At 61.0% G+C, this 25405-nt stretch carries 21 protein-coding genes; 19 read left to right on the top strand and 2 right to left on the bottom strand.

Annotated features, from left to right (window positions below; all coding sequences use genetic code 11):
- The first annotated feature begins 259 nt into the window (after positions 1-259).
- The 5 genes from L6762_RS08660 to L6762_RS08640 all read left to right on the top strand — a co-directional run bounded on the left by L6762_RS08660 (position 260) and on the right by L6762_RS08640 (position 6309).
- Positions 260-562, top strand: a complete 303-nt coding sequence (locus L6762_RS08660) for a hypothetical protein (protein WP_237186860.1) — start codon at positions 260-262, stop codon at positions 560-562.
- Positions 563-874: 312 nt separating this feature from the next.
- Positions 875-1144, top strand: coding sequence for a 30S ribosomal protein S15 (rpsO, locus tag L6762_RS08655; protein ID WP_135012745.1), 270 nt, complete (start codon positions 875-877; stop codon positions 1142-1144).
- Between the two features lie 234 nt (positions 1145-1378).
- Positions 1379-3607, top strand: coding sequence for a polyribonucleotide nucleotidyltransferase (locus tag L6762_RS08650; protein ID WP_237186859.1), 2229 nt, complete (start codon positions 1379-1381; stop codon positions 3605-3607).
- 114 nt (positions 3608-3721) lie between these two features.
- Positions 3722-5053, top strand: coding sequence for a M16 family metallopeptidase (locus L6762_RS08645; protein ID WP_237186858.1), 1332 nt, complete (start codon positions 3722-3724; stop codon positions 5051-5053).
- 692 nt (positions 5054-5745) lie between these two features.
- On the top strand, positions 5746-6309 hold the full coding sequence (locus L6762_RS08640; protein WP_237186857.1) for an endonuclease domain-containing protein: 564 nt from the start codon (positions 5746-5748) through the stop codon (positions 6307-6309).
- 156 nt (positions 6310-6465) lie between these two features.
- Here L6762_RS08640 and L6762_RS08635 read toward each other — a convergent pair whose 3' ends face one another.
- Positions 6466-8424 carry an acyltransferase family protein gene (locus L6762_RS08635; protein ID WP_237186856.1) on the bottom strand — a complete coding sequence of 653 codons (1959 nt, stop codon included), beginning with the start codon at positions 8422-8424 and terminating at the stop codon, positions 6466-6468.
- A gap of 338 nt (positions 8425-8762) precedes the next feature.
- Here L6762_RS08635 and dapB point away from each other — a divergent pair, with 338 nt between their 5' ends.
- The 12 genes from dapB to L6762_RS08575 all read left to right on the top strand — a co-directional run bounded on the left by dapB (position 8763) and on the right by L6762_RS08575 (position 21736).
- Entirely contained in the window at positions 8763-9518 is a 756-nt protein-coding gene (gene dapB, locus L6762_RS08630; RefSeq protein WP_237186855.1) for a 4-hydroxy-tetrahydrodipicolinate reductase, read from the top strand.
- Between the two features lie 3 nt (positions 9519-9521).
- Positions 9522-10127, top strand: a complete 606-nt coding sequence (locus L6762_RS08625) for a hypothetical protein (protein WP_237186854.1) — start codon at positions 9522-9524, stop codon at positions 10125-10127.
- A 91-nt stretch (positions 10128-10218) separates the two neighbouring features.
- Entirely contained in the window at positions 10219-11151 is a 933-nt protein-coding gene (gene dapA / locus L6762_RS08620) for a 4-hydroxy-tetrahydrodipicolinate synthase (RefSeq protein WP_237186853.1), read from the top strand.
- A 103-nt stretch (positions 11152-11254) separates the two neighbouring features.
- Positions 11255-12970, top strand: coding sequence for a ribonuclease J (locus tag L6762_RS08615; protein WP_237186852.1), 1716 nt, complete (start codon positions 11255-11257; stop codon positions 12968-12970).
- An 87-nt stretch (positions 12971-13057) separates the two neighbouring features.
- Entirely contained in the window at positions 13058-16195 is a 3138-nt protein-coding gene (locus L6762_RS08610; protein WP_237186851.1) for an FtsK/SpoIIIE family DNA translocase, read from the top strand.
- 82 nt (positions 16196-16277) lie between these two features.
- The gene (gene pgsA / locus L6762_RS08605; protein WP_237186850.1) at positions 16278-16880 is read left to right on the top strand and encodes a CDP-diacylglycerol--glycerol-3-phosphate 3-phosphatidyltransferase; all 603 of its coding nucleotides are present in this window, start codon (positions 16278-16280) and stop codon (positions 16878-16880) included.
- An 18-nt stretch (positions 16881-16898) separates the two neighbouring features.
- The gene (locus tag L6762_RS08600; RefSeq protein ID WP_423817101.1) at positions 16899-17429 is read left to right on the top strand and encodes a CinA family protein; all 531 of its coding nucleotides are present in this window, start codon (positions 16899-16901) and stop codon (positions 17427-17429) included.
- 204 nt (positions 17430-17633) lie between these two features.
- Entirely contained in the window at positions 17634-18083 is a 450-nt protein-coding gene (locus L6762_RS08595; RefSeq protein ID WP_237186848.1) for a helix-turn-helix domain-containing protein, read from the top strand.
- A 102-nt stretch (positions 18084-18185) separates the two neighbouring features.
- Positions 18186-18407 (top strand): DUF3046 domain-containing protein, encoded by a 222-nt coding sequence (locus L6762_RS08590; RefSeq protein ID WP_185173269.1) that lies wholly within the window; start codon positions 18186-18188, stop codon positions 18405-18407.
- A 204-nt stretch (positions 18408-18611) separates the two neighbouring features.
- The gene (recA, locus tag L6762_RS08585) at positions 18612-19718 is read left to right on the top strand and encodes a recombinase RecA (RefSeq protein ID WP_185173268.1); all 1107 of its coding nucleotides are present in this window, start codon (positions 18612-18614) and stop codon (positions 19716-19718) included.
- A gap of 94 nt (positions 19719-19812) precedes the next feature.
- Positions 19813-20808 carry a RecX family transcriptional regulator gene (locus L6762_RS08580; RefSeq protein WP_237186847.1) on the top strand — a complete coding sequence of 332 codons (996 nt, stop codon included), beginning with the start codon at positions 19813-19815 and terminating at the stop codon, positions 20806-20808.
- 145 nt (positions 20809-20953) lie between these two features.
- Positions 20954-21736 carry a GIY-YIG nuclease family protein gene (locus tag L6762_RS08575; protein WP_237186846.1) on the top strand — a complete coding sequence of 261 codons (783 nt, stop codon included), beginning with the start codon at positions 20954-20956 and terminating at the stop codon, positions 21734-21736.
- Between the two features lie 72 nt (positions 21737-21808).
- Here the strand turns inward: L6762_RS08575 and L6762_RS08570 are convergent, their stop codons facing one another.
- Positions 21809-22864, bottom strand: a complete 1056-nt coding sequence (locus tag L6762_RS08570; RefSeq protein ID WP_237186845.1) for a hypothetical protein — start codon at positions 22862-22864, stop codon at positions 21809-21811.
- Positions 22865-22898: 34 nt separating this feature from the next.
- Here L6762_RS08570 and miaB point away from each other — a divergent pair, with 34 nt between their 5' ends.
- Positions 22899-24413, top strand: coding sequence for a tRNA (N6-isopentenyl adenosine(37)-C2)-methylthiotransferase MiaB (miaB, locus tag L6762_RS08565; protein ID WP_185173265.1), 1515 nt, complete (start codon positions 22899-22901; stop codon positions 24411-24413).
- Positions 24414-24416: 3 nt separating this feature from the next.
- Positions 24417-25379 (top strand): tRNA (adenosine(37)-N6)-dimethylallyltransferase MiaA, encoded by a 963-nt coding sequence (gene miaA, locus L6762_RS08560; protein WP_237186844.1) that lies wholly within the window; start codon positions 24417-24419, stop codon positions 25377-25379.
- Positions 25380-25405 lie beyond the last annotated feature (26 nt).

Raw genomic sequence — 25405 nt, 5'->3', positions numbered from 1 at the left:
CTGCGGAGTAATCTACTCACTGTAGGCATATTCAGCAGGCTATGAAGGCTCGTGCACTGCAGGTTGCACAGGCTCACGCTCGCTGCCGACCCTCTCGTCTGGTTCGCTAGCGCTCACGAGACGATTCACGCCCCGCCTTGCGGCGGATTCCGTTCGCTCTTGTGTGCTGACGCACCCGCTCACTCTATCGAGCCAACAGCTTCGCTGTGAGCCTGCTTCACCTGCTCAACAAACCCAACAAAACTGTGGAGTGTAAACCATGAACGTACTGATTCCCACCGCTGCTGCCTCAGCCGGCCTAATGGGCGGCTACAAGGTTGCCCGTGTTACTAACGTCCGCGCCCTGGGCGGGGTCGCCCTAGCCGCTGGTGGTGCTGCTGCCTTTGCCGGCTGGAAGAAGAACGCCGGAACCGGCACCGCCGCTGCCCTCACCGCCGTCTACCTCGGCGCCTTCGGCTACTCCCACGCCCTGCACAAGAAGATTGGCCCCTGGCCCGCCGTCTGCGCTGTCACCGGCGCTACCGCGCTCGCTTCCCTGGCCTTCGGCCGCGAAAAGAAATAGCAAGGGGAGGTCTCCCCGCCGGCTTGACCAGGTTTGTACCACGCCCTGCCCGCAAGCGGTACTAAAAATGGGCCGCGCGTGGTACAAACTGTTGTTGCGGGCATGGCCAATAGAGCGGAGCAGGTGAGCAAGCTACCACCGGGGCCTCTCTTCCCGGTGGCTAGCTTGTGCTGTAGAGTTGACTATGCATGTGACTGCAGTCCGTGGCAGTTACCTGCAGCGGGAAAGCCGCCCACCGGCGTCCTTGCCCCTCAACCCGGCAGCAAAAATGTTGACCGGGCCGCACACGGCACTAACTCTAGGAGTTAACCCATGGCTCTTGATCCCAAGATCAAGCAGGAAATCATGAAGGAATACGCAACCCACGAAGGTGACACCGGTTCACCCGAGGTTCAGGTTGCAGTTCTGACTCGTCGTATCACCGACCTGACCGAACACCTCAAGTTCCACAAGCACGACCACCACTCACGTCGTGGTCTGATGATTCTCGTTGGTCGCCGCCGCAACCTGCTCGGCTACCTCAAGAGCGTCGACATCGAGCGTTACCGCGCCCTCATCGAGCGTCTCGGTATCCGCCGATAACACAAGGTTTGTGAGCGTGAGGGCGACACCGCAACCCGCGCATCCGGCTTGATAGCCGGACGCCGCTGGTCGAGGGTGACGCCCTCACCCACACCTACCACCCACAGAATAGAAATAAGTCGCCGCGTGCTTTGACGGTCCTCGGTAGCGGTTTACAGAAAGCCCCATTGGCGGGGTCTGTGAGCCTCAATCGATGACCGAAGGCGCGGCGCAGACAACAGAAATGGAGGAACCTTGGAAGGTCCCGAAATTCAGTTTGCAGAAGCAATCATTGACAACGGCAAGTTCGGTAAGCGCGTAGTGCGCTTCGAAACCGGCCGCCTCGCCAAGCAGGCCGCAGGCTCTGCCCTGGTCACTATCGACGACGACACCACCCTGCTCTCAGCCACCGCTATCGGCAAGAGCCCCCGTGACGGCTTCGACTTCTTCCCCCTGACCGTAGACGTTGAAGAGCGCATGTACGCAGCCGGTAAGATCCCCGGCTCCTTCTTCCGCCGTGAAGGCCGCCCCTCAACCGAAGCGATCCTGGCTGCCCGTCTGATCGACCGCCCCCTGCGTCCTGCCTTCAAGAAGGGCATCCGCAACGAGGTGCAGGTCGTCGTCACCGTGCTCACCATTGAGCCCGACGAAATCTACAACACCGTAGCAATCAACGCAGCCTCCTGCTCCACCACCCTCTCCGGTGCCCCCTTCGCGGGCCCCGTTGGCGGTGTGCGCGTTGCCCTGATCGACGGCCAGTGGGTTGCCTTCCCCAAGCACTCCCAGCTTGAGAACGCTGTCTTCGATATGGCTGTTGCCGGTCGCGTTGTGACCAAGGCTGACGGCACCGAAGACGTCGCCATCATGATGGTTGAGGCTGAAGCTACCGATAACTCCTGGAAGCTCATCAAGGAAGACGGCGCCACCGCACCGACCGAAGAAGTTGTTGCTGAGGGTCTCGAAGCTGCTAAGCCCTTCATTGCTGCCCTCTGCAAGGCCCAGGCTGACCTGGCTGAGCGCGCTGGCAAGCCTGCCCTGGAGCTGCCCATCTTCGGTGAGCGTGCCGCAGAAATCGACGAAGCCGTCAAAGCTTTTGAACCCAAGATCGTTGAGGTCTACTCCATCGCCGGTAAGCAGGACCGCGAAACCGCGTCCGCTGACCTGCAGCAGGAAATCGTAGAGTCCCTCGCCGGTGAAGGTAAGGAATTCGAAGGCCGCGAGGACGAAGTCAACGCAGCTTTCAATGCCCTGACCAAGCACGTTGTGCGTCAGCGCATTCTCACCGACCAGGTCCGTATCGACGGCCGCGGCCTGACCGACATCCGTCAGCTCACCGCTGAGGTTGAGGTACTGCCCCGCGTCCACGGCTCTGCTATCTTCGAGCGCGGCGAAACCCAGATCATGGGCGTCACCACCCTGAACATGCTCAAGATGGAGCAGCAGCTGGACTCCCTCTACCCGGTCAAGTCCAAGCGCTACATCCACCACTACAACTTCCCGCCCTACTCAACCGGCGAAACCGGCCGTGTGGGCTCACCCAAGCGTCGCGAAATCGGCCACGGTGCTCTCGCTGAGCGCGCCCTGACCCCGGTTCTGCCGTCACGCGAGGAATTCCCCTACGCTATCCGCCAGGTCTCTGAGGCCCTGGGCTCTAACGGTTCTACCTCCATGGGTTCCGTCTGTGCCTCCACCCTCTCCCTGCTGAACGCCGGTGTGCCCCTGCGCGCACCCGTCGCCGGTATCGCTATGGGTCTTGTCTCTGACGAGGTCAACGGCGAAACCCGCTACGCAGCCCTCACCGATATTCTCGGTGCTGAGGACGCCCTGGGCGATATGGACTTCAAGGTCGCAGGTACCTCTGAGTTCGTGACCGCTATCCAGCTGGACACCAAGCTCGACGGCATCCCCGCCTCCGTTCTGGCCGGCGCTCTGACTCAGGCCCGTGAAGCCCGCCTGCACATTCTTGAGGTCATCAACGCAGCGATCGACGCACCCGACGAGATGAGCGACTATGCACCCCGCGTGATCTCCGTCCAGGTTCCCGTTGCCAAGATCGGTGAGGTCATCGGCCCCAAGGGCAAGATGATTAACCAGATCCAGGAAGACACCGGCACCGACATCTCTATCGAGGACGACGGCACCGTCTACATCGGCGCTACCGACGGCCCCTCCGCCGAAGCAGCCCGCGCAGCAATCAACGCGATTGCCAACCCGCAGGTTCCCGAGGTCGGCGAACGCTACCTGGGTACCGTCGTGAAGACCACCACCTTCGGTGCCTTCGTCTCACTGACCCCCGGTAAGGACGGCCTGCTGCACATCTCCGAGCTGCGCAAGCTCAACGACGGCAAGCGCGTGGACGACGTCGAGGACGTCGTCGGCGTAGGCCAGAAGGTCCAGGTCGAGATCTCCAAGATTGACGACCGCGGCAAGCTGTCACTGGTACCCGTCGTAGCCGAAGGTGAAGAGAGCGGCGACGAAGAGTAATGACCGCTCCGTAGCTTCTACCGTACGAAGCAGATAGAGGGGGCAGACACCCGGTGTCTGCCCCCTCTTACTCATTCAATTTCTTACTTTCCCCATCAGAAAGACCTGACTGATATGCCCGTCCTTCTACCCCTTGAAACCGCTGACCTCACCGACGAGCTCAATTACCGCACCGGCCGTCTCATCTACGCCGGTGGGGGAGGCAACGAAGTGCGCCGTTCCGTGCTGCCGGGCGGCGTCCGCGTCATCACCGAACGTATGCCCTCCCAGCGCAGCGTCTCCATCGGTTTCTGGGTAGGGGTAGGCTCCCGCGACGAACAGCCCGGCATGCTGGGCTCCACCCACTTCCTCGAACACCTGCTCTTTAAGGGCACCGAAAGCCGCACCGCCCTCGACATCGCCCACGCTTTTGACCGGGTAGGCGGCGAATCCAACGCCCTCACCGCTAAGGAGCACACCTGCTACTACGCCCGTGTGCTCGATGAGGACACCCCCATGGCTATCGACGTTATCGCCGACATGGTCACCGGAGCCAAACTAGACCCCGCCCTGCTTGAACAGGAACGCGGCGTCATCCTCGAAGAAATCGCCATGGATCAGGACGACCCCACCGACGTAGCCTTCGAATCCTTTATCGAACAGCTCATGGGCAGCAACCCCCTGGGGCGCCCTATCGGTGGCACCCCGCAGGAAATCACCGACGTTGCCCGCGATAAGGTCTGGGAGCACTACAAGAAGTTCTACACCCCCGACCGCTTGGTCATTTCCGCCGCCGGTAGCCTCAATCACTCAGAGATCGTCAACCTGGTTCTTGACTCTCTGGCCAACCGCGGCTGGGACCTGACTGAAGGTGCCCTACCTGCCCCGCGCCGCGTCCGCCAACAGAGCAACATCGTGCCCGGTGCCCGCGAAAAAACCCTCGAAAAGGGCTTTGAACAGACCAACATCGTGATGGGCTGCCCTGGCCTCATCGCTGGCGACGAGCGCCGCTACGCCATGAGTGTGCTCAACTCCGCTCTGGGCGGGGGCATGTCGTCCCGTCTCTTCCAGGAAATCCGCGAAAAGCGCGGCCTGGCCTACTCCACCTTCTCCTTTACCGGATCCTACTCAGACGCCGGCTACTTCGGCATGTACGCTGGCTGCCTGCCTGCCAAGGCAGAGCAGGTCACCGAGCTCATGCGCTCTACCTTCGATGAATTTGTGCGCTACGGTATTACACAGGAAGAGCTTGAGAAGGTCGTCGGGCAGCTCGGCGGTTCTACCGTGCTAGGAAGCGAGGACGCCGGCTCCCGCATGAGTCGCCTGGGCCGGGCAGAACTGGACTCGGGCAAGTTCCTCTCGATTGATGAGCTGCTCGATGGGGTTCGGTCAGTAACCGCCGACCAGGTTAACGACCTGGCCCGCTATCTGGCAGACCAGGAGTGGGTCACCACCATCGTCAAATAAACTTTAGGGAGGGCGCCTGCTTATCTGCGGGCGTCCTTCTTTTTTGCGCTCTCTACGGGTACCTTGCCGCTTTGTACCGCGCCCTGCCCACTTTTGGGGCTAAAACTGGGCAGTACGTGGTACAAAGTGAGGGGAAAGCAGGGCAGGCGGACGGGGCTCCTCCCCGAAACGGGTAAACGACAGCCGGTCAACCCCTGTGGATAGAAGGCGAAACAAAGCGTCTTCACTGCACCAAAAGAACGCCCCAAAGACCCCTGGCTAGGCCCAAGATCCTTATCCGCTATCCACAAGCTGCCGTATGGTAGAAAACCTCAGACACCGTGAGCCAAACTCACCCTATGCGGATCGCTGAACCTCTAACCTTCGTTTCCACCCGTGCCGAACTTGTAGCCGCCGGCCTATGCAACTCCACCATCACACGCAAAATGCACCGCGGCGAGCTCGTGCAATTACGCCCCGGCATATTCTGCCCAAGCTCTATCTATAACTCTCTGCGACCAGCTGAGCGATACCCCTACGCCATAGCTGCCTATGCAAAACAGAACCCTGATGCTATCTTCAGCCACAGGAGCGCTGCCTGGCTCCATGGCCTTAGCGTCATTGCTTCAGAGAACCTGGTCGATATTCTGGCTGGCTCGAATACCCGAGGCCGCGCTCAAGGAATCATCAAACATTACACTGTAAAACCTTCTGTGCCTATCGCATACATATCAGGAACAGTGCGAGCAACTAGCCTGCTACAGACACTCGATGACTGTGCGAGATACCTGGAGCTGAGCGAATCGGTGTGCATTATCAACTCGGCTTTGAACCGGCAACTTACAACGAGTGAAGCTGTAGAAGAGCGGCTGTATAGGCTCAAGGGCCGGGGAGCACGCCGAGCGCGGGCTACACTTCCGTATCTCAGTAGCCTGTGCGAAAGCCCCGGTGAAACTCTTCTATTGATCGCAATTATTGACGGTGGCCTACCGAGACCTGCACAGCAAGTAAATGTAGTGGTTGGAGGTAGGGTATATAGACCTGATTTTCTGTACGAGGATGAGAAGGTCATTGTCGAGTTTGACGGCCACATCAAATACACGGACTACGGGCCTACTGATCGGGCTGTTATGTCAGAGCGCAGGCGTGAGAAACAGCTGCAGAATCAGGGCTGGATTGTTCTTCGGTATAGCTGGGCGCAGGTGAGAAACCATCCGGAGCAGGTAGCCAGTGAAATTGCTGCAATGCTTGAACTGCGCAGAGGGGCACCGCTCTAGCTACTTTGTACCGCGCCCTGCTCACATTTGGGGCTAAATATGGGCAGCACGTGGTACAAAGTGAGGGGAAAAGCGGGCAAACGCGGGAAAGACGCCGGGAGCCGGGAAACAGCCCGTGACACGGCACAGACCTGACGGCCCGGCCCTGCAACGACCTTATCCCGCCAGCGTCTTCGCCACCGCGTCCTTGACGGTCTGAGCATAGACGGTCAGGCCCTCGCCCTGAGGGTGCACGCCGTCGGAGACCAGGTACTCGGGGTGGCCCTTGGCAGCGGCCTGCCAGTCAGCGATAAAGACCGTGCCGGGGTTCTGCGCCGCGAACTCGCGAATTACCTGGTTAGAGGGCTCAATCCAGGTCAGGTTTGCCGGGCCAACGCCGGTGACCAGCACAATCTTGCGCTCCCCGTTGGGCGACACCGAGGCCTTGAGCTGTTCTAGCTGGGCAACGGTGAAAGTAGAGTTGGCGGTTACCGATAGTACAAGTACCTCACGCATCTGCCCCGAATCTACCAGCTGCTCCACAACGGGCAGGGCAGCTGCGCTGGTGCGGGAAACTTCCGCATTGACCAGGGCCTGAGGCATAGCCTCCCCCAGAGCAATCGATGAAGCCAGTGTGACCGAGTCACCCACAATCGTCACCTGGGAACCATCAACGTTAGCGGACGGTGTGGTGGACGAAGCAGGGGAGGGGCTGGCACTTTCCGTCGGTTCAGCTGAGGCGCTGGGGCTGGCAGAAGAGCTGGGAGCGGCTGGGACAGCGGTCGGCTGGGGCGCCGGTGCGGACGCCTGCGCGTAGTTGGCACCGGCTGCCACCACAGCTTCAGCCTGGGTCATGGTAGGTGCGGTACGCACCGCAAAAACGGTGGCAATCAGGGTTACTCCGGCAAGGACGGCTGCGCCCACCGGTAGGGCCCGGCCAGTCGGTGCCACCATGGCTGAGAACCAGGCTGAAAGCGCTCCGCGGAAGCCCAGCTGGCGCACGGGCTGCTCCACATACATATACGACAGACCCGCAACAATCAGGGTTAAGAACAGCACACCGACGTTCACCCAGGGGGAGCGCGCCGCACCAAAGGTGTAGTGGGCCAGCACCATCAGGGGCCAGTGCCAGAGGTAAATACCGTAGGAGCGCTGGCCGATCCAGCGCAGGGGAGCTAGGGACAGCAAGCCCCGAAAGAGCCCGGAGGTGCCGCCGCGGACGTCCGGAAGCAGGGCCTGAATAATGCCCATACCCAAAAGAGAACCCACCAGCAGGCCCCAGGGCATGAGCCAGGAGCTGTGGTCTGAAAGGGTCAAGGCAAAGGGCAGAACGGCGACCAGGCTCACCCAGCCGACCAGCTGGCGCAGCCAGCCCCAGATACCGTTGCCGTAGCCGACCAGGGGGTAGAGGCGGTCATCAACGGGCGGGTACATGGACCAGGGAATCATCATGGCCAGCAGGACGCCCAGCATCAGGCCGTAGAGGTGGGTGTCGGTGCCGTAGTAGAGGCGGGTGGTGGAAGCACCCAGTAGGCCCAGCACGACAGCAGCCAGCAGCGACAGGGCCCCCAAAACACCAGGAACAAGAGCCCGCTGCCACCACTTGGCGGTAAACATAAAGACAAAGACCATCACCACGGGCCAGAACAGGTAGAACTGCTCTTCAACTGCCAGTGACCAGAAATTGGTCATGAGCTCAGGAGAGGTTTGCGTGAAGTAGTCGTTACCGGCCCAGATCAGCAGCCAGTTCGACGAGTAGGTAAAGGCACCGAGAATCTGGCGGCCCAACCCCACCTGGGCGTCCCCACCCACCAGCAGGGCCAAGGACCCCACCACCAGCGTCAGCAGGGCAAAAGCCGGTACCAGGCGGCGCAGGCGCCGAACCCAGAAAGAGACGATATCCATCTTGCCGGTATAGGCACCCTCACGTAGCAACAGAGCGGTGATGAGGTAACCAGAGATGACAAAGAAAATATCGACACCAATCATGCCCCCGGGTAGATACTGGGGCCACAGATGGTAGACCAGCACCAGCAAGACCGCGATAGCGCGGATGCCATCAAGACCGCGCAAGACGAAGCGTCGCTGCCCCTCATGGGGGTGCACGGCGGAGTAAAAAACGTGGTCGTCTTTCATAGTTCCCTTGGGTTGGTGAGCTGGGGTGCAGGCGCACCTTTCTAGTGTAAGAGTTTGCCGGGTTTTCTTGCGTCGCACCCGCCGGGTAGTTTTCGCAACAGGCAGGCCAAAGGCAGTTCCGGATGCTGAAATATCCCGGTCTGGCCGTAGATGTTCTCGCAGGTGACATAGCCCTTGGGTGAGGTAAGGCGTGCGGTGGGGCTCCCCTCTTCGCTAGAGTAGTGTGATGTGGCTTGTTGATGCGATACAGGTGCCAGCCGGTGCTATGCGTGTGAGCGAGTACTGCCAGGTGTCACCCGGCACCCGTAACATCAACGTACTAAAGGGGTAAAGAAGGTATGAGCAAGATTTGGAAGGTCGCTGTTGTCGGCGCCGCAGGACGTATGGGCTCAGAGGCGGTCAAGGCCGTCAACACCGCAGAAGACATGGACCTGGTAGCTGCCCTGGGCAACGGAGACTCCCTAGATCTCTTAGTCGAGTACGGCGCGGACGTCATGATTGACCTGACCGTCCCCTCCGCCACCGAGGCGAACGTACGCTTTGCCGTTGAACACGGTATTCACGCGGTGGTCGGCACCACCGGTTGGAACGAAGAGCGCCTAGCCTCCCTCGAAGCCCTGCTTGCCGAGCATCCTCGGGTGGGCGTACTCATCGCCCCCAACTTCGCCATCGGCTCCATTCTAGCTACCGAATTTGCCGCTAAGGCAGCAAAGTTCTTCGAGTCAGTAGAAGTCATCGAAATGCACCACCCCAACAAGGTCGATGCGCCCTCGGGCACAGCCGTCCACACCGCCCAGAAAATTGCTGCTGCCCGGGCTGAAGCCGGGGTGCCTGCCTCACCTGACGCCACCGAAACCGATGAGGGCGGCTCCCGCGGCGCTAAGGTTGCCGGCGTCAACGTACACGCCGTCCGCCTGCGCGGCCTCACCGCCCACCAAGAAATCCTGCTCGGTGACGCCGGCCAGCAGCTGGTCATCCGCCACGACTCCTTCGACCGCACCAGCTTCATGCCCGGCGTCCTGCTGGGCGTCCGCCAGGTCGAACAGCACCCCGGCCTGACCGTGGGCCTTGACCGCTACCTCAACCTGGACTAACCCATGACCTCGCTGCGCGCCTTCACCGCCGGAGCTATTACCCTGGCCGTCCTCACCGTACTGATTTTGCCCCTACCCCTGGGCACCCGCCTCTTCCTGCTGGCAGTAGGCGTGTTCTGCGCGGTCTTCATCGCGGTGGACGCCGGTGGGCGAGGCAAAGCCTTCGCCGCCCTGGTGACGGTAGCCCTCAGCCTCTACCTGGTGCTCACAGTCCAAAGAGGCTTCATCTTCCTGCAGAACGCGGGGGCACTAGGCGCTCTGCTGGGTGGGGCCCTCATCGTCCTACCCGTCCTGGGTGCCTGGGCCATGGTTCGCGAAATTATCTTCGGCTCCCGCACCCAGGCGCTGGGCCAAGAACTTGCCGCAACCGGGGAACTGCCCGAAGACACCTTACCCCGCACAGAATCCGGCCGTATCGACCGTACCGCCGCCGACGCCCAGTTTACTCGGATTGCCGCAGCAACCGAGGCAGAACCCACCAACTGGAAAAACTGGTTCCACCTCTCCCTGGCCTACGACGCCTCCGGCGACCGAAAACGCGCCCGCAAAGCCATGCGCACCGCCATCGCCCTTCACCGCGGCAAAACCCCGGCCCAACTCTCCGTCTAGAAGCTGCACGCAGGCGTCCGCCCCGCCAAGCCACCTAGCTTTAAGCAAACTCACCCCACCCCACCCAGCCAGATAAGGTAACGTAGTAGATATGTCTGAGACCGCACAGAACACCTCAACCGCAGCAGAACCCGTCTTCGGGCGCCTGCTCACCGCCATGGTCACCCCCTTTGCCGCCAACGGCGAAGTGGACGAACAAGCAACCGCAGCGCTCGCGACCAACCTGGTGGACCGAGGCCACGACGGTCTCATCGTCTGCGGCACCACCGGCGAATACTCCACCATGACCGATGAGGAAAACGAAAATGTCTTCCGCATTGTCAAAGAGGCCGTCGGCGACCGCGCAAAAATCGTAGCTGGCGTTGGCTCCAACGACACCGCCCACACCCTGCACCTGGCCTCCCGCGCCGAAGCAGTAGGCGTAGACGGCCTGCTCGTGGTCACCCCCTACTACAACAAGCCCACCCAGACCGGCCTGGAAGCCCACTTCCGCACCGTAGCTGACGCCGTCAAAACCCCCGTCATGCTCTACGACATCCCCGGTCGTGCAGGCATCCCCATCACCCCTGCTGTCTACCGTGCCCTGGCAGACCACGAGAACATCGTGGCAGTCAAGGACGCCAAAGCAGACTTCACCGCAGCCACCGAGGTCATGGAAACCACCGACCTCGACTACTACTCAGGCGATGACGGCCTCACCCTGCCCTGGCTCGCCATGGGCGCAGTCGGTCTTGTAGGCGTCACCTCCCACGTAGCCCCCGAACACTTCCGCCAGCTCATCGACGCAACCATCGCCGGTGACCTGGCAACCGCCCAGAAACTGCACCTCGACCTGGCCCCCGTCGTCCGCGCCGCTATGAGCCGCGTACCCGGCTGCGTCGCCGCCAAGCAGATTCTCACCTGGCAGGGCATCCTCGACTCAGCTACCGTGCGCCTGCCGCACGTACTGGCTACCGACGAAGAAGCCGCCCTCATGCGCTCCGACCTCGAAGGCTCCATCATCGCCTCAACCCTGGTCAAGTAAAAACGTACTGCGGGTACCCGGCGGGCCCACCCAAAATCACGGCGATTTTGGGTGGCCCGCTTTGCCCGTATTCAGAAAAAGAAAAACGAACGAAAGAGAAACTATGCAAACAGTTGAAAGCCCGCACCTTCCCCCCAAACTGAAAAAAGACACCCTGCGTGTAGTACCCCTGGGCGGTCTCGGCGAAGTTGGCCGTAACATGACCGTCTACGAAATCAACGGCAAACTGCTCGTGGTCGACTGCGGCGTGCTCTTCCCCGAAGAGTCCCAGCCCGGCGTAGACCTGATCCTGCCCGACCTTAACTACATCAAGGACCGCCTGCAGGACATCGTGGCGATCGTGCTGACCCACGGCCACGAAGACCACATCGGCGCTGTACCCTACCTGCTGCGTATGCGCCCCGATATTCCCCTGGTAGGCTCTCAGCTGACCCTGGCCCTGGTGGAAGCCAAGCTCCAGGAACACCGCATTAAGCCCTACACCATGGACGTTGTTGAGGGCCAGGTTGAGCGTTTCGGCCCCTTCGAATGTGAATTCGTAGCCGTTAACCACTCCATCCCCGATGCCCTGGCAGTCTTCATCCGCACCAAGGCGGGCAAGGTCCTGCACACCGGCGACTTCAAGATGGACCAGCTGCCCCTGGATGGCCGCATCACCGACCTGCGTCACTTCGCCCGCCTGGGTGAAGAGGGAATCGACCTCTTCCTGCCCGACTCCACCAACGCAGAGGTTCCCGGCTTCACCCCGACCGAAAAGAACATCGGCCCGGTGATTTCCAACGTTATGCGCGATGCTAAGCGCCGCGTCATTGTTGCCTCATTCTCTTCCCACGTGCACCGTGTACAGCAGGTGCTCGATGCAGCTGCTGAACGCGGCCGCAAGGTGGTCCTGGTCGGCCGCTCCATGGTACGCAACATGACCATTGCAGAGAAGCTGGGCTACCTGAACGTACCCGAAGGCATTCTGGTTGACCTCAAGAAGGTCGATGACTACCGCCCCGAGCAAATCGTCATGATGTGCACCGGCTCCCAGGGCGAGCCTATGGCGGCTCTCTCCCGTATGGCCAACGGTGACCACAAGATCCAGGTCGAAAAGGGCGACACCATTATCCTGGCCTCATCCCTGATTCCCGGTAACGAAACTTCTGTCTACCGCGTGATCAACGGCCTGATGAAGCTGGGCGCCAACGTGGTTCACAAGGGCAACGCTAAGGTACACGTCTCGGGTCACGCTGCTGCCGGTGAGCTACTTTACTGCTACAACATCCTGCAGCCCAAGAACGTCATGCCCGTGCACGGTGAAGTCCGCCACCTGCTGGCCTCAGGCAAGCTGGCTATCGAAACCGGAATCAAGAGCGACCGGGTGATCATTGGTGACTCCGGTACCGTCGTCGATTTGCGCGACGGCCGTGCTGACATTGTCGGTCAGGTACCCTGCGAATATGTCTACGTTGACGGTAAGTCTGTAGGTCACGTTACCGAAGATGACCTCAAGGACCGCCGCGTCCTGGGCGAAGAAGGCTTCGTCTCTATCGTCACCGTAGTTGACCGCGCCACCAAGCGCGTGGTCACCGGGCCCGACATCCATGCCCGCGGTATCGCCGAAAATGATTCCGTCTTCGACGACATCACCCCCAAGATCACCGCAGCCCTTGAGGACGCCCTGCACCGGGCTCCTGAGCGCGTGCACACCACGCATCAGCTGCAGCAGATCGTCCGCCGCACCATGGGGGCTTGGGTAGCCCGCCGCTTGCGTCGCAAGCCCATGATTGTGCCCGTGGTCATCGAGACCCACACCCCCGAGGCTGACGGCAACTAGCAACCTCTGAGCTTACCCGGCGGCAGTTTTACCTGCCGCCGGGTAAGCTATTTAAACGCAACCGATCATCAAGCAGTATTGGGAAGAATGGCTCCGCGAAAGTCTGCATCGAGTAAATCAGCCCCCCGCGCCGCGGGGAGCCGCTCCAAGACGTCCTCACGTCGCTCAACCTCAGCTCAAGGTAGAAGCCGGAAGGCCTCGTCAGCACCCCCGCAGGAAAGTAACGCCTTTGTGCGTGCCCTGGTAGGAGCCTGGCAGGCCCTGGCCTTCACCGTGGGCGGTGCTGTACGCCGTATGGGCGAGCTCCGCACCGATATTGAACTCCACGAACGCCGCGACGGCGGTGCCCTGCTGGTGCTGGCTATCGGCCTGCTGACCGCCGGCGTGGAATGGTGGGGCTGGCGGGCGGACCCCGCGAACCTGGCCTGGTACGAGTGGCCCCTGCATCTGTGGCACATCGCTGTGGGCGGTCTCTTCGGCCAGGGCTCCCTGCTGATTCCTATCCTCTGCCTGATTTTCGCTATCCGTATCTTCCGCCACCCGCTGGAGGTGCGAGCTAACAACCGCATCGCCATTGGCTTTACCATCATGACGGTCTCTGCCTCGATGATGGGGGCTAAGGTGGCGGGCTACCCCTCTTTCTCATCGAGTTTTGATGAATTCTGGGGCGGCGGCGGTACCGTTGGTGTGCTGATTGGCACCCCCGCCAGCCGTATCGTAGGCGGCGTGAATGTGCTGGAATGGCTCCTGATTGCCCTGGTTTTCCTGGCCGGTCTGCTGGTGGCCACCGATACGCCCCTGCGCCAAATCTGGCCCAAGGTCGTGCATATTTTCGGCCTGCTGCTGGGCGAAAAGCCCCACGGCTCTGTTGCCGACGCCGGGCGTCCTTCCCGCGCCTCCCGTTCTCAGGATGAGGCCGAAACTCGCGTGCTAGAGGGCGAACACGACCGCTCCTATCTCTACGAGGACGCCCCCGCCCCGGCTCCCCGCCGTCGCGGTGGCTTACTGAGCTGGTTGGGCTTTGGCCCCCGTACCGAGAGCGACCGCAGGTTAGACCGCTACGAGGCGGACGAGGCCTACCAGACCGCTGTGATCGATGACGGCTCTGAGGCTGACCCCGAGACAGCCCGCGTTGAGCAGGTGGCCCCGGCACCCCGCCGTGCTGCCCAGAACGCAGCCCGCCCGGTGGAAGCCTTTGACGTTGAGGCCCCCCGCAAGCAGACCTGTAAAGAGAAGAAAGCAGCGGCTAAGGCCGCCAAGAAACAGGGCGAGCTCTTTGACCAGGGCCTGTGGGAGAGCGAGGACGAGCTCGCGGCCAGCTACGCCGAGCAGGAGCGTTCGGACGCCCCCGCCCAGCGCCTCGACCAGGCACGCCAGGCTGCCGCGGATCACGGCTACAGCCCTGAACCGGTAGAAGCAGACCGTGACGGCTTTGAGCCCGAGACTGCTGCACCACAGCCTGTTAGCCGACCGGCTGCTGCTCCTGCAGCGGCACCCGCACCCGCATCAGCTCCTGCCGTACCCCGCCCCGGCAAGGGGAGCGCTTCTGCCCGCCTGCAAAACAACACCGTGGCAGAGCGAACCGAGCAGCCACGTGGCGAGCTGGTCGTGGAATCGTCGACCGGCTCCTACACCCTGCCCACCGAGTCCATGCTCGAGGCTGGCCCGCCGGCCAAGGAAAGCTCCGAAGCCAACGAGCAGGTGGTCGATGCCCTGACCAACGTGCTCCAGCAGTTCAACGTGGATGCCGAAGTCACCGGCTTCTCCCGCGGCCCCACCGTCACCCGATACGAGATTGAGCTGGGCCCCGGCACCAAGGTGGAGCGCGTCACCGCCCTGTCCAAGAACATTGCCTACGCCGTAGCATCTGCCGACGTGCGCATTCTCTCGCCTATCCCGGGTAAGAGCGCTATCGGTATCGAAATTCCCAACACCGACCGTGAAATCGTGGTGCTGGGCGACGTGCTGCGCTCGGCTAAGGCCCACGCTACCGACCACCCCATGGTCATGGGTGTGGGTAAGGACGTTGAGGGCGGCTTCGTCATCGCTAACCTGGCTAAGATGCCCCACATGCTGGTGGCAGGTGCTACCGGTGCCGGTAAATCCTCGTTCGTGAACTCCATGATTACCTCGATTCTGATGCGGTCTACCCCCGATCAGGTGCGCCTGATTATGGTTGACCCCAAGCGCGTGGAGCTCACCGCCTACGAGGGGATTCCCCACCTGATTACCCCCATCATCACCAACCCCAAGAAGGCCGCCGAGGCCCTGCAGTGGGTTGTGCGAGAGATGGACGCCCGCTACGACGACCTTGCTCACTACGGCTACAAGCACGTGGACGACTTCAACAAGGCCGTCAAGGCTGGCAAGATTCAGCCGGAGCCCGGCTCCAAGCGCCAGATTAAGGCCTACCCCTACCTGCTGGTGATTGTGGACGAGCTTGCCGACCTGATGATGGTTGCCCCGCGCGATGTGGAAGAGTCCATCGTCCGTATCACTCAGCTGGCCCGCGCCGCCGGTATCCACCTGGTGCTGGCGACCCAGCGTCCGTCCGTCGATGTGGTCACCGGCCTGATTAAGGCCAACGTGCCCTCTCGCATGGCCTTTGCGACATCCTCGGTCACAGACTCCCGCGTGGTGCTCGACCAGCCCGGCGCCGAGAAACTGATCGGCCAGGGTGATGCTCTCTTCCTGCCCATGGGCGCGTCGAAGCCCATGCGTGTGCAGGGCGCCTGGGTGGGTGAATCTGAGATTCACGAGGTCGTGGAGCACGTAAAGAAGCAGGCCCCCGCGGTCTACCGCGACGACGTGATCGCCGCTGCCCCCTCCAAGAAGATTGACGACGACATCGGGGACGACCTGGACGACCTGCTGCGGGCAGCTGAACTGGTGGTCAACACCCAGTTCGGTTCGACCTCCATGCTGCAGCGCAAGCTACGCGTGGGCTTTGCTAAGGCAGGGCGCCTGATGGACCTGCTCGAATCGCGCGAAGTCGTTGGCCCCTCCGAAGGCTCGAAGGCCCGCGACGTGCTGGTCCAGCCCGATGACCTGCCCGCCGTCCTCGCTAAGATTCGGGGTGAAGAGCCTCCGGCCCCTGTAGGCAGCGACCCCTACGGAGGGGACCCCGTCGCCCACATGAACGACGGGGTGCCGCAGGCCGTTGACTACTACGACGAGGCGGACGACCCCGACAGCGAAGACGCCTGGAACCTGACCGGCCGCTAGCCGGCCTTCCCCTGCCAGACCCAACCGACGGCGTCCGCCCCGCTTATCGCGAGCGGGGCGGAACCACCCTAAGGAGAACACCGTGGCCGACCAGACCGCAACTGCTTCTAACTGGAACATCCCGAATGCGCTGACCGCCCTGCGCATTGTGATGGTTCCCCTGTTCGTCTGGGCCCTCTGGGCCGGCGGGCCCCACGGCGAGGCCAACCTGAGCCTGCGCTGGTGGGCAGCCGCCGTGTTCGTACTGGCCATGATTACCGACTGGCTCGATGGCTACCTGGCCCGCAAAAACAACCTGATTACCAGCTTCGGTAAAATCGCTGACCCCATCGCCGATAAGCTGCTCACCGGGGCTGCCTTCGTGGTGCTGTCGATGCTGGGGGAGCTGTGGTGGTGGGTCACCATCGTCATTCTGGTGCGCGAGTGGGGTATCACGGTGATGCGCCTGTTCATCATCAAGTACGGGGTCATGGCGGCCTCTAAGGGCGGTAAGCTCAAGACCGTGCTGCAGACGGTGGCACTGGTGCTGATGATTCTCCCGCTGGGGCAGCTGGGCTCCTGGGCTCTGTGGCCCGGCTACCTGGTGATGGCCGCTGTGGTGGTTGTGACCGTGGTGACCGGTATCGACTACGTCATCAAGGCCATGCAGCTGCGCCGCGACTACTTCGCGGCTCAGGGGAAGTAGCTCGGCATGGTAGAGATGATGCCTCAGGACCTTGAGCGTGCAGCTGCCCGCCTGGTTGCCGCTGCGGTAGCTCGCGCAGCCGATGGGGCGCAGAAGGGGGCGGACGCCGGTGCTCAGCTGGCAACGGCAGAGTCCCTGACCGGGGGTATGGTAGGCCAGCTCATCTGCACGGTTCCCGGGGCATCTGCGGTATATCGGGGTGGCGTTATCTCCTACGCCACCGAGGTCAAGGCCTCTGTGCTGGGGGTACCTGCCGGTTTGCTCGCTGAGCGAGGGGCGGTAGACCCAGACGTTGCAATCGCCATGGCACAGGGAACCGCCCGGGTCTGCGGGGCTGATTTCGGCGTAGCCACCACCGGGGCTGCCGGGCCGGAGCCCTGCGATGGCAAACCGGTAGGGCGCGTCTACCTGGCTGTAGCGCACCCGGCGAGCGGGGGCGGCCGCGTGCTTGAAAAAAACTATGCGGGCAACCGGGCAGAAATTCGTGCCCAAGCCGCCCACGATGCCTTGAACCTGCTTGCAGAGTTTCTTGCTGAAACCGCTAAGTAAGCTCCCAGAAAATTTTCAGATGAATTTTTCAGCTAACAGGGAATGAAAACACAGCCCTGTGGGTTTAGATAGATGTAACAAGAAAAAGTCGTAAGTAAACGAAATATTCTTGAGGTCAGCTGACGAAAGCGCGAACATGCGATAGGCTGATAACACCCGCTCCTGATATAACGGGAGCATGACAACCAGGAGATTGGTATAAAAATGACTAAGCAGCCCGTATCCGTGAACGGTGTCGTCCGTTGGAAGGATGTGGGTCAGACCGAGAACGCTGCCCCCGCCCAAGACACCGGTAAAGTAATCCTGCTCCGCCACGCTATCGGCGAAGTTCTGCGCGATGTTCGCCAGCGCCAGGGCCGCACCCTCCGCGAAGTTTCCCATTCAGCCCGAGTGTCACTGGGCTACCTCAGCGAGGTCGAGCGCGGCCAGAAGGAAGCTTCATCAGAGCTGCTGGCTTCCATCTGCCAGGCACTGAACATCTCCCTCTCAGCTATGCTGGCCGAAGTCTCAGCCCGCATGGCTGTTGAAGAAGGCTTCTCGGTACCCGATACCGTGCCCGCTGAATTCTCAGAACAGTTCAAGCGCGAATACGGTATTGCCGCAACCTCAAGCCGCGATATTCCCGCCGTCGAGCGCCCCCTGGCAGCTCGCTAGATAATTCGCTCTCTAGGTAACTAAGAGATGGAGCCGGGCCCCGCAAGGGCTCGGCTCTCTTTGTGCCCTGTGGTGCCTGTGTACTGTGGAGGAAGGAAGAAGATGAAGCTCAGCGAATTTTGGGCGGCGATGGACCATGAGTTTGGTCCGGTCTATGCCCGCCATCTAGCCCGTGATCTGGTGCCCGGGGACTTCGGTGATTTGACGGCCCAGCAAGCCCTGGACGCCGGCGCCAACGTGCGCGAGGTATGGCTGGCTATCTGCCGGGTGCAGGACGTTCCTGTGGAGCGGCAGCTGGGGCCCGATATCGAACCGCGGCCCTAGGCTAGAAAGTCGTTCGTACTTAATAGAAAATGTGTTCGAATTCCTGTAGGATTGTGAACAAACGACCGGCAGCCCGCGACACATAACCGGGTTATCCACAGATTTTCAAAATCTTCGCGCTGAACCCTTAAAGTGTCAGCCCTAGGTATTACCGTGGTAGCCAGAGAAGAACTCTCGTACCGCGATAAGAAATGAGGAACATACATGGCAGCGAAAACTCGCATGCAGTCAGTAGGTCAGGTGCCCGCCGAAGGGCGCGAAAAGGCACTTGAGGCCGTCCTTGCCCAGATCGATAAGAACTACGGCAAGGGCTCCGTCATGCGCCTGGGAGACCGCGAGGCCAGCAAGGTCGAAACTATTTCAACCGGTGCTCTGGCCCTGGACGCCGCCCTCGGCATTGGCGGCCTGCCCCGCGGCCGCGTGGTAGAAATCTATGGCCCTGAATCTTCCGGTAAGACTACCGTCGCCCTCCATGCCGTGGCTAACGTGCAGAAGGCCGGCGGTATCGCAGCCTTCATCGATGCTGAACACGCCCTTGACCCGGTCTACGCAGCCAAGCTGGGTGTAGACACCGACGCCCTGCTGGTCTCCCAGCCCGATACGGGTGAGCAGGCCCTGGAAATCATGGATATGCTGGTGGGCTCTGGCTCCATCGACATCATCGTGGTTGACTCCGTTGCCGCTCTGGTGCCCCGCGCCGAAATTGAGGGCGAGATGGGTGACTCCCACGTGGGTCTGCAGGCCCGTCTGATGTCCCAGGCTCTGCGTAAGATTACCGGCCGCCTGTCAGCAACCAACACCACTGCTATCTTCATCAACCAGCTGCGCGAAAAGATTGGCGTTTTCTTCGGCTCACCCGAAACCACCACCGGTGGTAAGGCTCTGAAGTTCTACGCCTCGGTACGTATCGATATTCGCCGTATTGAGACCCTCAAGGACGGCGCTAACCCCATCGGTAACCGTACCCGCGCCAAGGTTGTCAAGAACAAGATGGCTCCGCCCTTCAAGCAGGCTGAATTCGATATTCTCTACGGTGAGGGTATCTCTGTTGAAGGCGGTATTCTTGACCTTGCCGTCGAGCACAACGTGGTCAAGAAGTCCGGCGCCTGGTTCACCTACGAGGGCGATCAGCTGGGCCAGGGTAAGGAAAACGTGCGCCGTTTCCTCAAGGACAACCCCGAACTGACCGAAGAGATCAAGTACAAGACTATGGTCAAGCTCGGCATCATTGAGGGCGAAGAGGAAGAGCTGGACGAGGTAGAGCCCAGCACCTCTGTTGACCCGCTCGATGATATCTCTGAGAACTTCTAAACTCATAACAGCGAGCTAGTAGCCGCCACCACCGGGAAAAGCCCCGGTAGTGGCGGCTTTCGACATGACACGATGTAGGTAGTAGGAGGGGAATGTGAGCGCAGAAAACCCAGGAGTCGAAGATTTTCTTGCCCCTGAGGAGTACCCGGCCTGGCACCCGGCGGCACAGGGCCTGGTCCAGGACCTCCCGGGGGAGTCTGGCGCCTACGCCAGTACGCAAACCGCTACCCCCTATACCGGTAAAGCATCAGCCGCAGCGGCCAGTAACCGGGACGGTGGGCAAGCAGCCGAGGCTGCGGAACCAGCCCATCAGAGCAAATACACCCGCCGTCGCAACCCCAACCTCAAAAAAGGGTTCCGCAAGCCGCCCGCCAAATACGCTGCCCGCTCGCCCTTCGCACCCGCTATCGGGGCGGCGTCCGCCCCAGAGAACGAAGCTCCCCAACGCAAGCGCTCGCAGCCCCTCTTCCGTGAAGGTTCAGCCCTGAACGAGCCGGTCACCGACGAAGAGATGCTGGTGCAGGGGGTCACTCCCATGCCCGAGAAGAGAGGCCGCGCCGGTAAGGAACCGGAGAGCGAATTTACGCGGGCTAAAAATATTGTGCTGAATCAGCTGGCTGCCTCGCCTAAGTCCCGGGCCATGCTGGAGAAAAAGCTGGTTGAGAAAGAAATTTCGGCCGAGGTTATTGAGGATATCCTGAACCGTTTTGAGGCGGTCAACCTGATTAACGACGCTGAGTTCGCCGACATGTATGTGCGTACTCGAATGAACGTGAAGAAGCTGTCGCGGTCGGCTATCCGGCGGGAGCTGAAAACCAAAGGGGTTGAGGGTGAGCTTGCCGAAATAGCTCTGGAGCAGCGCACTGAGGAGGACGAGCGCGCCGACGCCCACGAGCTGGTGCGCAAAAAACTGCGCCCCTCAATGGATCTGGGGGACAGGGCTGAGAAAGAGAAGGTTATGCGCCGCCTGGTGGCTATGCTGGGCCGTAAGGGCTACCCGGCGGGCCTAGCTTTTAGCGTGGTGCGCGAAGAGGTCGAGAGCTACGCGCAGGAGATGGGTATGAGCAGTGACTCTCCTTACTATGATTAGCTGATGAAAAGCACGTAGAAGGGAAACAGCAAAAATGCGCAGAGGGAAAAGTATCAACCTGTACCTAATGGACGGTACACCCAGTGAACGGGTCAAATGTACTTTGGCTAACTGGACAGGGGTTGCCTACAAAATACCTCGCACAATGCTCGACCAAGCGCAACGGATAGAACATCTAAACCAAACCGGTGTATATATTTTGTTTTCTGGGCGGCAGGCGGACGCCGGGGAATCCGCTTATATAGGGCAATCGAATCTACGCAGCAATGCTCGAGGCCTCATCGGACGTTTATTTGAACATAGGGCTGACCCGGAGAAAGACTACTGGAATGAAGCGGTTGTCCTAACGACCTCCAATAACTCTTTCGGCCCGACCGAGATTAGCTACCTTGAAAACCGTTTCTATAACATTGCTCGTGAGACCGGTCGATACGACATACAGAATGGGAATAACCCCAACTCCGGGCATGTAACAGAAGAAAAAGAGTCAGAACTTGAGGACTTTATCGACTACGCAAAACTTGTAGTAGGAGCTTTAGGGTACGACATCTTTGAGCCGCTGATTAGAGAAAACGCCCCCTCTGCTGTCGAAAGCACTTCTCAAGACACGGCACCCTCTGACTATTTCCTGGCAGGGAATGGCTACTTTGCGAAAGGGCGGCAGACTACTGAAGGTTTTGTTGTGCTGAAGGGTAGCTCTATTAGTTCTGTGGTTTCATCTTCTGCTCCCGTCATCGTCCGTCGTGTGCGAGAAGAGCGAGCAGCTGATATCTCAAATACATACGAGTTGCTGGATAACTTTAAATTTAATAGCCCTTCGTCAGCAGCTTCTTTTGTTGCTGGCAATAGTAGAAGCGGCAACGCTTCGTGGAAGAATCAGGCCGGAGACACTCTGGGAGAGGTTGAATCCCGAGTTTCCCCAGAGTGAAACAAGTTATCTGCGGAAATTATGAACTATACCCATGCCTGTGGTTATACGGGGTGAGGGAAAATCCAACATTTATAGAACATTTTGTTCTGCCATAATCGCCTGCACCGCTACCTTTGCTGCAGCTACCTGGGCGTCATCGTGTGCGCTCCCGCGGGGGCTCGGAGCCACCTGCTCATAGAAACGCTGTACGGCCCCCTGCCACAGAGTGTTCTCCACAAGGCCCGCTGAAACCGGCCCCTCTGGCCAGGACGGAAAACCCAGCAGGAGTTCAGCCACCGGTAGCGCCCAGTGGTGCCAGCAAGTTCCCTCAGCGTCGATACCGCGAACCCCCGTCCCAGGGGCTGCCTGCTGCAACAGGTTGGCCGGAGAAAAATCGCCGGACGACAGCACCCTCTCACTCGGCGCCGGGTAGATAATGCCCTCCACAGCCTGCTCCATCTGCGTGAACTCAACCGACCCCACGGGCACACCCTCTCTCTCAGCAAGCAGGTGCAGACCCTTGAAGGCAAGCTGGGGTGAGGGCAGGGACCCCGGTGCGGACGCCCGCGCGTCAGCGCTCGCAAGCTCAGCGGCAAAAGATACCTGGGCGGCAGCCTGGGCGGGGGAGCCCAGAATACTAGCCCAGGTATTCACCCAAGCGTCCAGGGCCTGCCGGGGTGCGGCGTCCGCCCCGGACGACAGCAGCAGCTCACCCAAGCTGATAGCAGACGAGAAGCCGCCGGTGACATCCTCAAGAATCAGCAGACGGGCAGCGTCGTCGGTAGCCAGCAGGCGGGGGTAGAGCCCCGGTGCGACCTGCTCCAGGGCAGCAAGGCCGTGTTTTTCGCGCAGGTAGCCAAAACCGCCAGAGTTGCGGGCTGAATCCTTGCGGCGAAAATACTTGAGCACACAGCTCGCCCCGCGATGATCCCGCACCCGAACCACCACCGACCGCATCCCACTCGACAGAATCTGGGCATCAGCAACCTGAACGCCGGTTAGTTCCACAGACCGCTCTAAAAGCCCGGCCAGCAGGCGCAAAAAAGCGGGGGAATCTACGGGCTGCTCCACCGCGCTAGGGGAGTAGGCGCTCGCAGCCTGGGCGGCACGTGATGCAAAGAATGAGGGAGAAGGGCGAACCGGCATAGAGCCCAGAATAGCAACCTAGTAGACTGTACGGGTGAGTATTGACGTGAACACCGACAAGCCCGTGGCAGCACCCAAAACCCGCACCTACGAGGTGCGTACCTTCGGCTGCCAGATGAACGTACACGATTCAGAGCGCATGAGCGGCCTGCTTGAGGCATCAGGCTACGTGCCCGCAGAAGAGGGAACCACCCCCGACCTGGTCGTTTTCAACACCTGTGCCGTGCGCGAAAACGCCGATAATAAGCTCTACGGCAACCTGGGCCAGCTCGCCCCGGTCAAGCGTGAGAACGAGGGCATGCAGATTGCCGTAGGTGGCTGCCTAGCGCAGAAGGACCAGGACGTCATTCTGAAGAAGGCCCCCTGGGTCGACGTGGTCTTCGGTACCCACAACATCGGATCCCTGCCCACCCTGCTTGAGCGCGCCCGTCATAACAACGAGGCCCAGGCTGAGCTGCTGGAGGCCCTGGAGGTTTTCCCCTCCACCCTGCCGACCAAGCGCGACCACGTGTACTCCGGCTGGGTCTCTATCTCGGTGGGCTGCAACAACACCTGTACCTTCTGCATCGTGCCCTCTCTGCGCGGTAAGGAAGAAGACCGCCGCCCCGGCGAAATCCTGGCAGAAGTACAGGCCCTAGTCGACGACGGCGCTATCGAAGTGACCCTGCTGGGCCAGAACGTCAACTCCTACGGTGTGGGCTTTGGCGACCGTCAGGCCTTTTCGAAGCTGCTGCGAGCCTGCGGCGAGATTGAGGGGCTGGAGCGCGTCCGTTTTACCTCCCCCCACCCGGCCATGTTCACCGACGACGTCATCGACGCAATGGCTGAAACCCCCAACGTTATGCCCGTACTGCACATGCCCCTGCAGTCCGGCTCTGACAAGGTGCTCAAAGATATGAAGCGCTCCTACCGCTCCAAGAAGTTCCTGGGCATCCTGGAGAAGGTGCGCGAGCGCATCCCCGATGCCGTCATCACCACCGATATTATTGTCGGCTTCCCCGGCGAAACCGAAGAGGACTTCCAGGAGACCCTGCGCGTGGTGGAGGAGTCCCGTTTCTCGTCCGCTTTTACTTTCCAGTACTCGATTCGCCCCGGCACTCCGGCAGCGACCATGCCCAACCAGGTGCCCAAGGCTGTGGTGCAGGAACGCTACGAGCGCCTCATTGCCCTGCAGGACCGCATTGCCGGTGAAGAAAACCGTAAGCAGCTGGGTAAGACCGTTGAGCTGATGGTTACCGCAGAGTCAGGGCGCAAGGCAGAAGAAACCGGCCGCCTGTCGGGCCGCGCCCGCGACCAGCGCCTGGTGCACTTCACCGTGCCCGAAGGCTGCGAGGTGCCCCGCCCCGGCGACCTGGTGACCCTGCCCATCACCGAGGCAGGCTCCTTCCACCTGATTTCTGACCCCACTGCCGACCAGTACTCGGTGCGTCGCTCCCGCGCAGGCGACGCCTGGGACCGCGCCCAGGCCGACTCCTGCGGAACCGGTACCACCCAGGTGCCCGGCACCCCGGTTTCCCTGGGCTTCCCCACCTTCAAGCCCGCCCTCTAGCCCATGACAGAGAAGGACGCCGCCAGCAGCTCCCTGCCCATCATTGCGGTGGTGGGCCCCACCGGCTCAGGTAAAAGCGCCCTCGCTATCGAGCTGGCACGGGCTGTGGGCGGGGAGTGTGTCAACGCCGATTCCATGCAGTTCTACCGGGGTATGGATATCGGCACCGCCAAGGTCACTGCCGAAGAAATGCGGGGGGTTCCCCACCACCTGCTCGACACCCTCGATGTCACGGAGGAAGCCTCGGTCGCTACCTTCCAGGCTCAGGCCCGGCAGATTTTTGATGAGATTCGTGCTCGCGGGAACTACCCGATTCTGGTCGGTGGCTCCGGCCTGTATGTGCGAGCTGCCCTGGACGTTCTGGAATTTCCCGAAACCGACCCAATGGTGCGCTCCCGGCTGGAAGCTGAACTGGCGGCGTCCGGCCCCGGCCCCCTACTTCAGCGCCTGCGCACGGTTGACCCCGAATCAGCTGAGCGGGTGAAGGACGACCGCCGCCTGGTGCGCGCCCTTGAGGTCTTTGAGGTGACCGGCCGCCCCTTCTCGTCCTTCATGCCCACCCGCACCTACCACCAGCCTGCCCTGCAAATTGGTCTCAACGGCGACCGCGCTCAGCTGCACCAGCGGCTGCACCAGAGGGTAGTTACCATGGAAGAAGCCGGGCTGCTGGCCGAGGTAGAAGCCCTCGAAGCCAAGGGACTGCGCCGGGGCAAAACCGCCCCGGCAGCTATCGGCTACCGGGAATTTCTCAAGGTTCTGGACGCCTCCCGCGGCTTGCTGCCTGCCGGTGAGGAATATTCTGTCGCCCAGGCAGTTGAAGATACCGTCACCGCCACCCGCCAGTTCGCCCGCCGCCAGCTCACCTGGTTCAGGGCAGATGAACGGGTGCACTGGCTTGACTGGTCCAGCCCCGATCTGCTCACCGAGGCCCTGGCCATCATCAAGGGCCACCAGGCACTAGACTAAGAAGAAAAAGCGCCCCACAACGGAAA

It is taken from the genome of Rothia nasimurium, from assembly GCF_928381705.1.
Lineage (GTDB): Bacteria > Actinomycetota > Actinomycetes > Actinomycetales > Micrococcaceae > Rothia > Rothia nasimurium_G.
This window is presented reverse-complemented; position numbering and strand designations above follow the sequence as displayed.

What these genes read in the sequence shown, in the direction of transcription:
- L6762_RS08625 (WP_237186854.1), top strand. Translation starts at nt 9,522, where the DNA reads ATGACCTCGCTGCGCGCCTTCACCGCCGGAGCTATTACCCTGGCCGTC.
- L6762_RS08595 (WP_237186848.1), top strand. Translation starts at nt 17,634, where the DNA reads ATGACTAAGCAGCCCGTATCCGTGAACGGTGTCGTCCGTTGGAAGGAT.
- rpsO (WP_135012745.1), top strand. Translation starts at nt 875, where the DNA reads ATGGCTCTTGATCCCAAGATCAAGCAGGAAATCATGAAGGAATACGCA.
- L6762_RS08645 (WP_237186858.1), top strand. Translation starts at nt 3,722, where the DNA reads ATGCCCGTCCTTCTACCCCTTGAAACCGCTGACCTCACCGACGAGCTC.
- recA (WP_185173268.1), top strand. Translation starts at nt 18,612, where the DNA reads ATGGCAGCGAAAACTCGCATGCAGTCAGTAGGTCAGGTGCCCGCCGAA.
- L6762_RS08615 (WP_237186852.1), top strand. Translation starts at nt 11,255, where the DNA reads ATGCAAACAGTTGAAAGCCCGCACCTTCCCCCCAAACTGAAAAAAGAC.
- L6762_RS08635 (WP_237186856.1), bottom strand. Translation starts at nt 8,424, where the DNA reads ATGAAAGACGACCACGTTTTTTACTCCGCCGTGCACCCCCATGAGGGG.
- L6762_RS08660 (WP_237186860.1), top strand. Translation starts at nt 260, where the DNA reads ATGAACGTACTGATTCCCACCGCTGCTGCCTCAGCCGGCCTAATGGGC.
- dapA (WP_237186853.1), top strand. Translation starts at nt 10,219, where the DNA reads ATGTCTGAGACCGCACAGAACACCTCAACCGCAGCAGAACCCGTCTTC.
- dapB (WP_237186855.1), top strand. Translation starts at nt 8,763, where the DNA reads ATGAGCAAGATTTGGAAGGTCGCTGTTGTCGGCGCCGCAGGACGTATG.
- L6762_RS08590 (WP_185173269.1), top strand. Translation starts at nt 18,186, where the DNA reads ATGAAGCTCAGCGAATTTTGGGCGGCGATGGACCATGAGTTTGGTCCG.
- L6762_RS08575 (WP_237186846.1), top strand. Translation starts at nt 20,954, where the DNA reads ATGCTCGACCAAGCGCAACGGATAGAACATCTAAACCAAACCGGTGTA.
- L6762_RS08570 (WP_237186845.1), bottom strand. Translation starts at nt 22,864, where the DNA reads ATGCCGGTTCGCCCTTCTCCCTCATTCTTTGCATCACGTGCCGCCCAG.
- L6762_RS08610 (WP_237186851.1), top strand. Translation starts at nt 13,058, where the DNA reads ATGGCTCCGCGAAAGTCTGCATCGAGTAAATCAGCCCCCCGCGCCGCG.
- miaA (WP_237186844.1), top strand. Translation starts at nt 24,417, where the DNA reads ATGACAGAGAAGGACGCCGCCAGCAGCTCCCTGCCCATCATTGCGGTG.
- L6762_RS08600 (WP_423817101.1), top strand. Translation starts at nt 16,899, where the DNA reads ATGCCTCAGGACCTTGAGCGTGCAGCTGCCCGCCTGGTTGCCGCTGCG.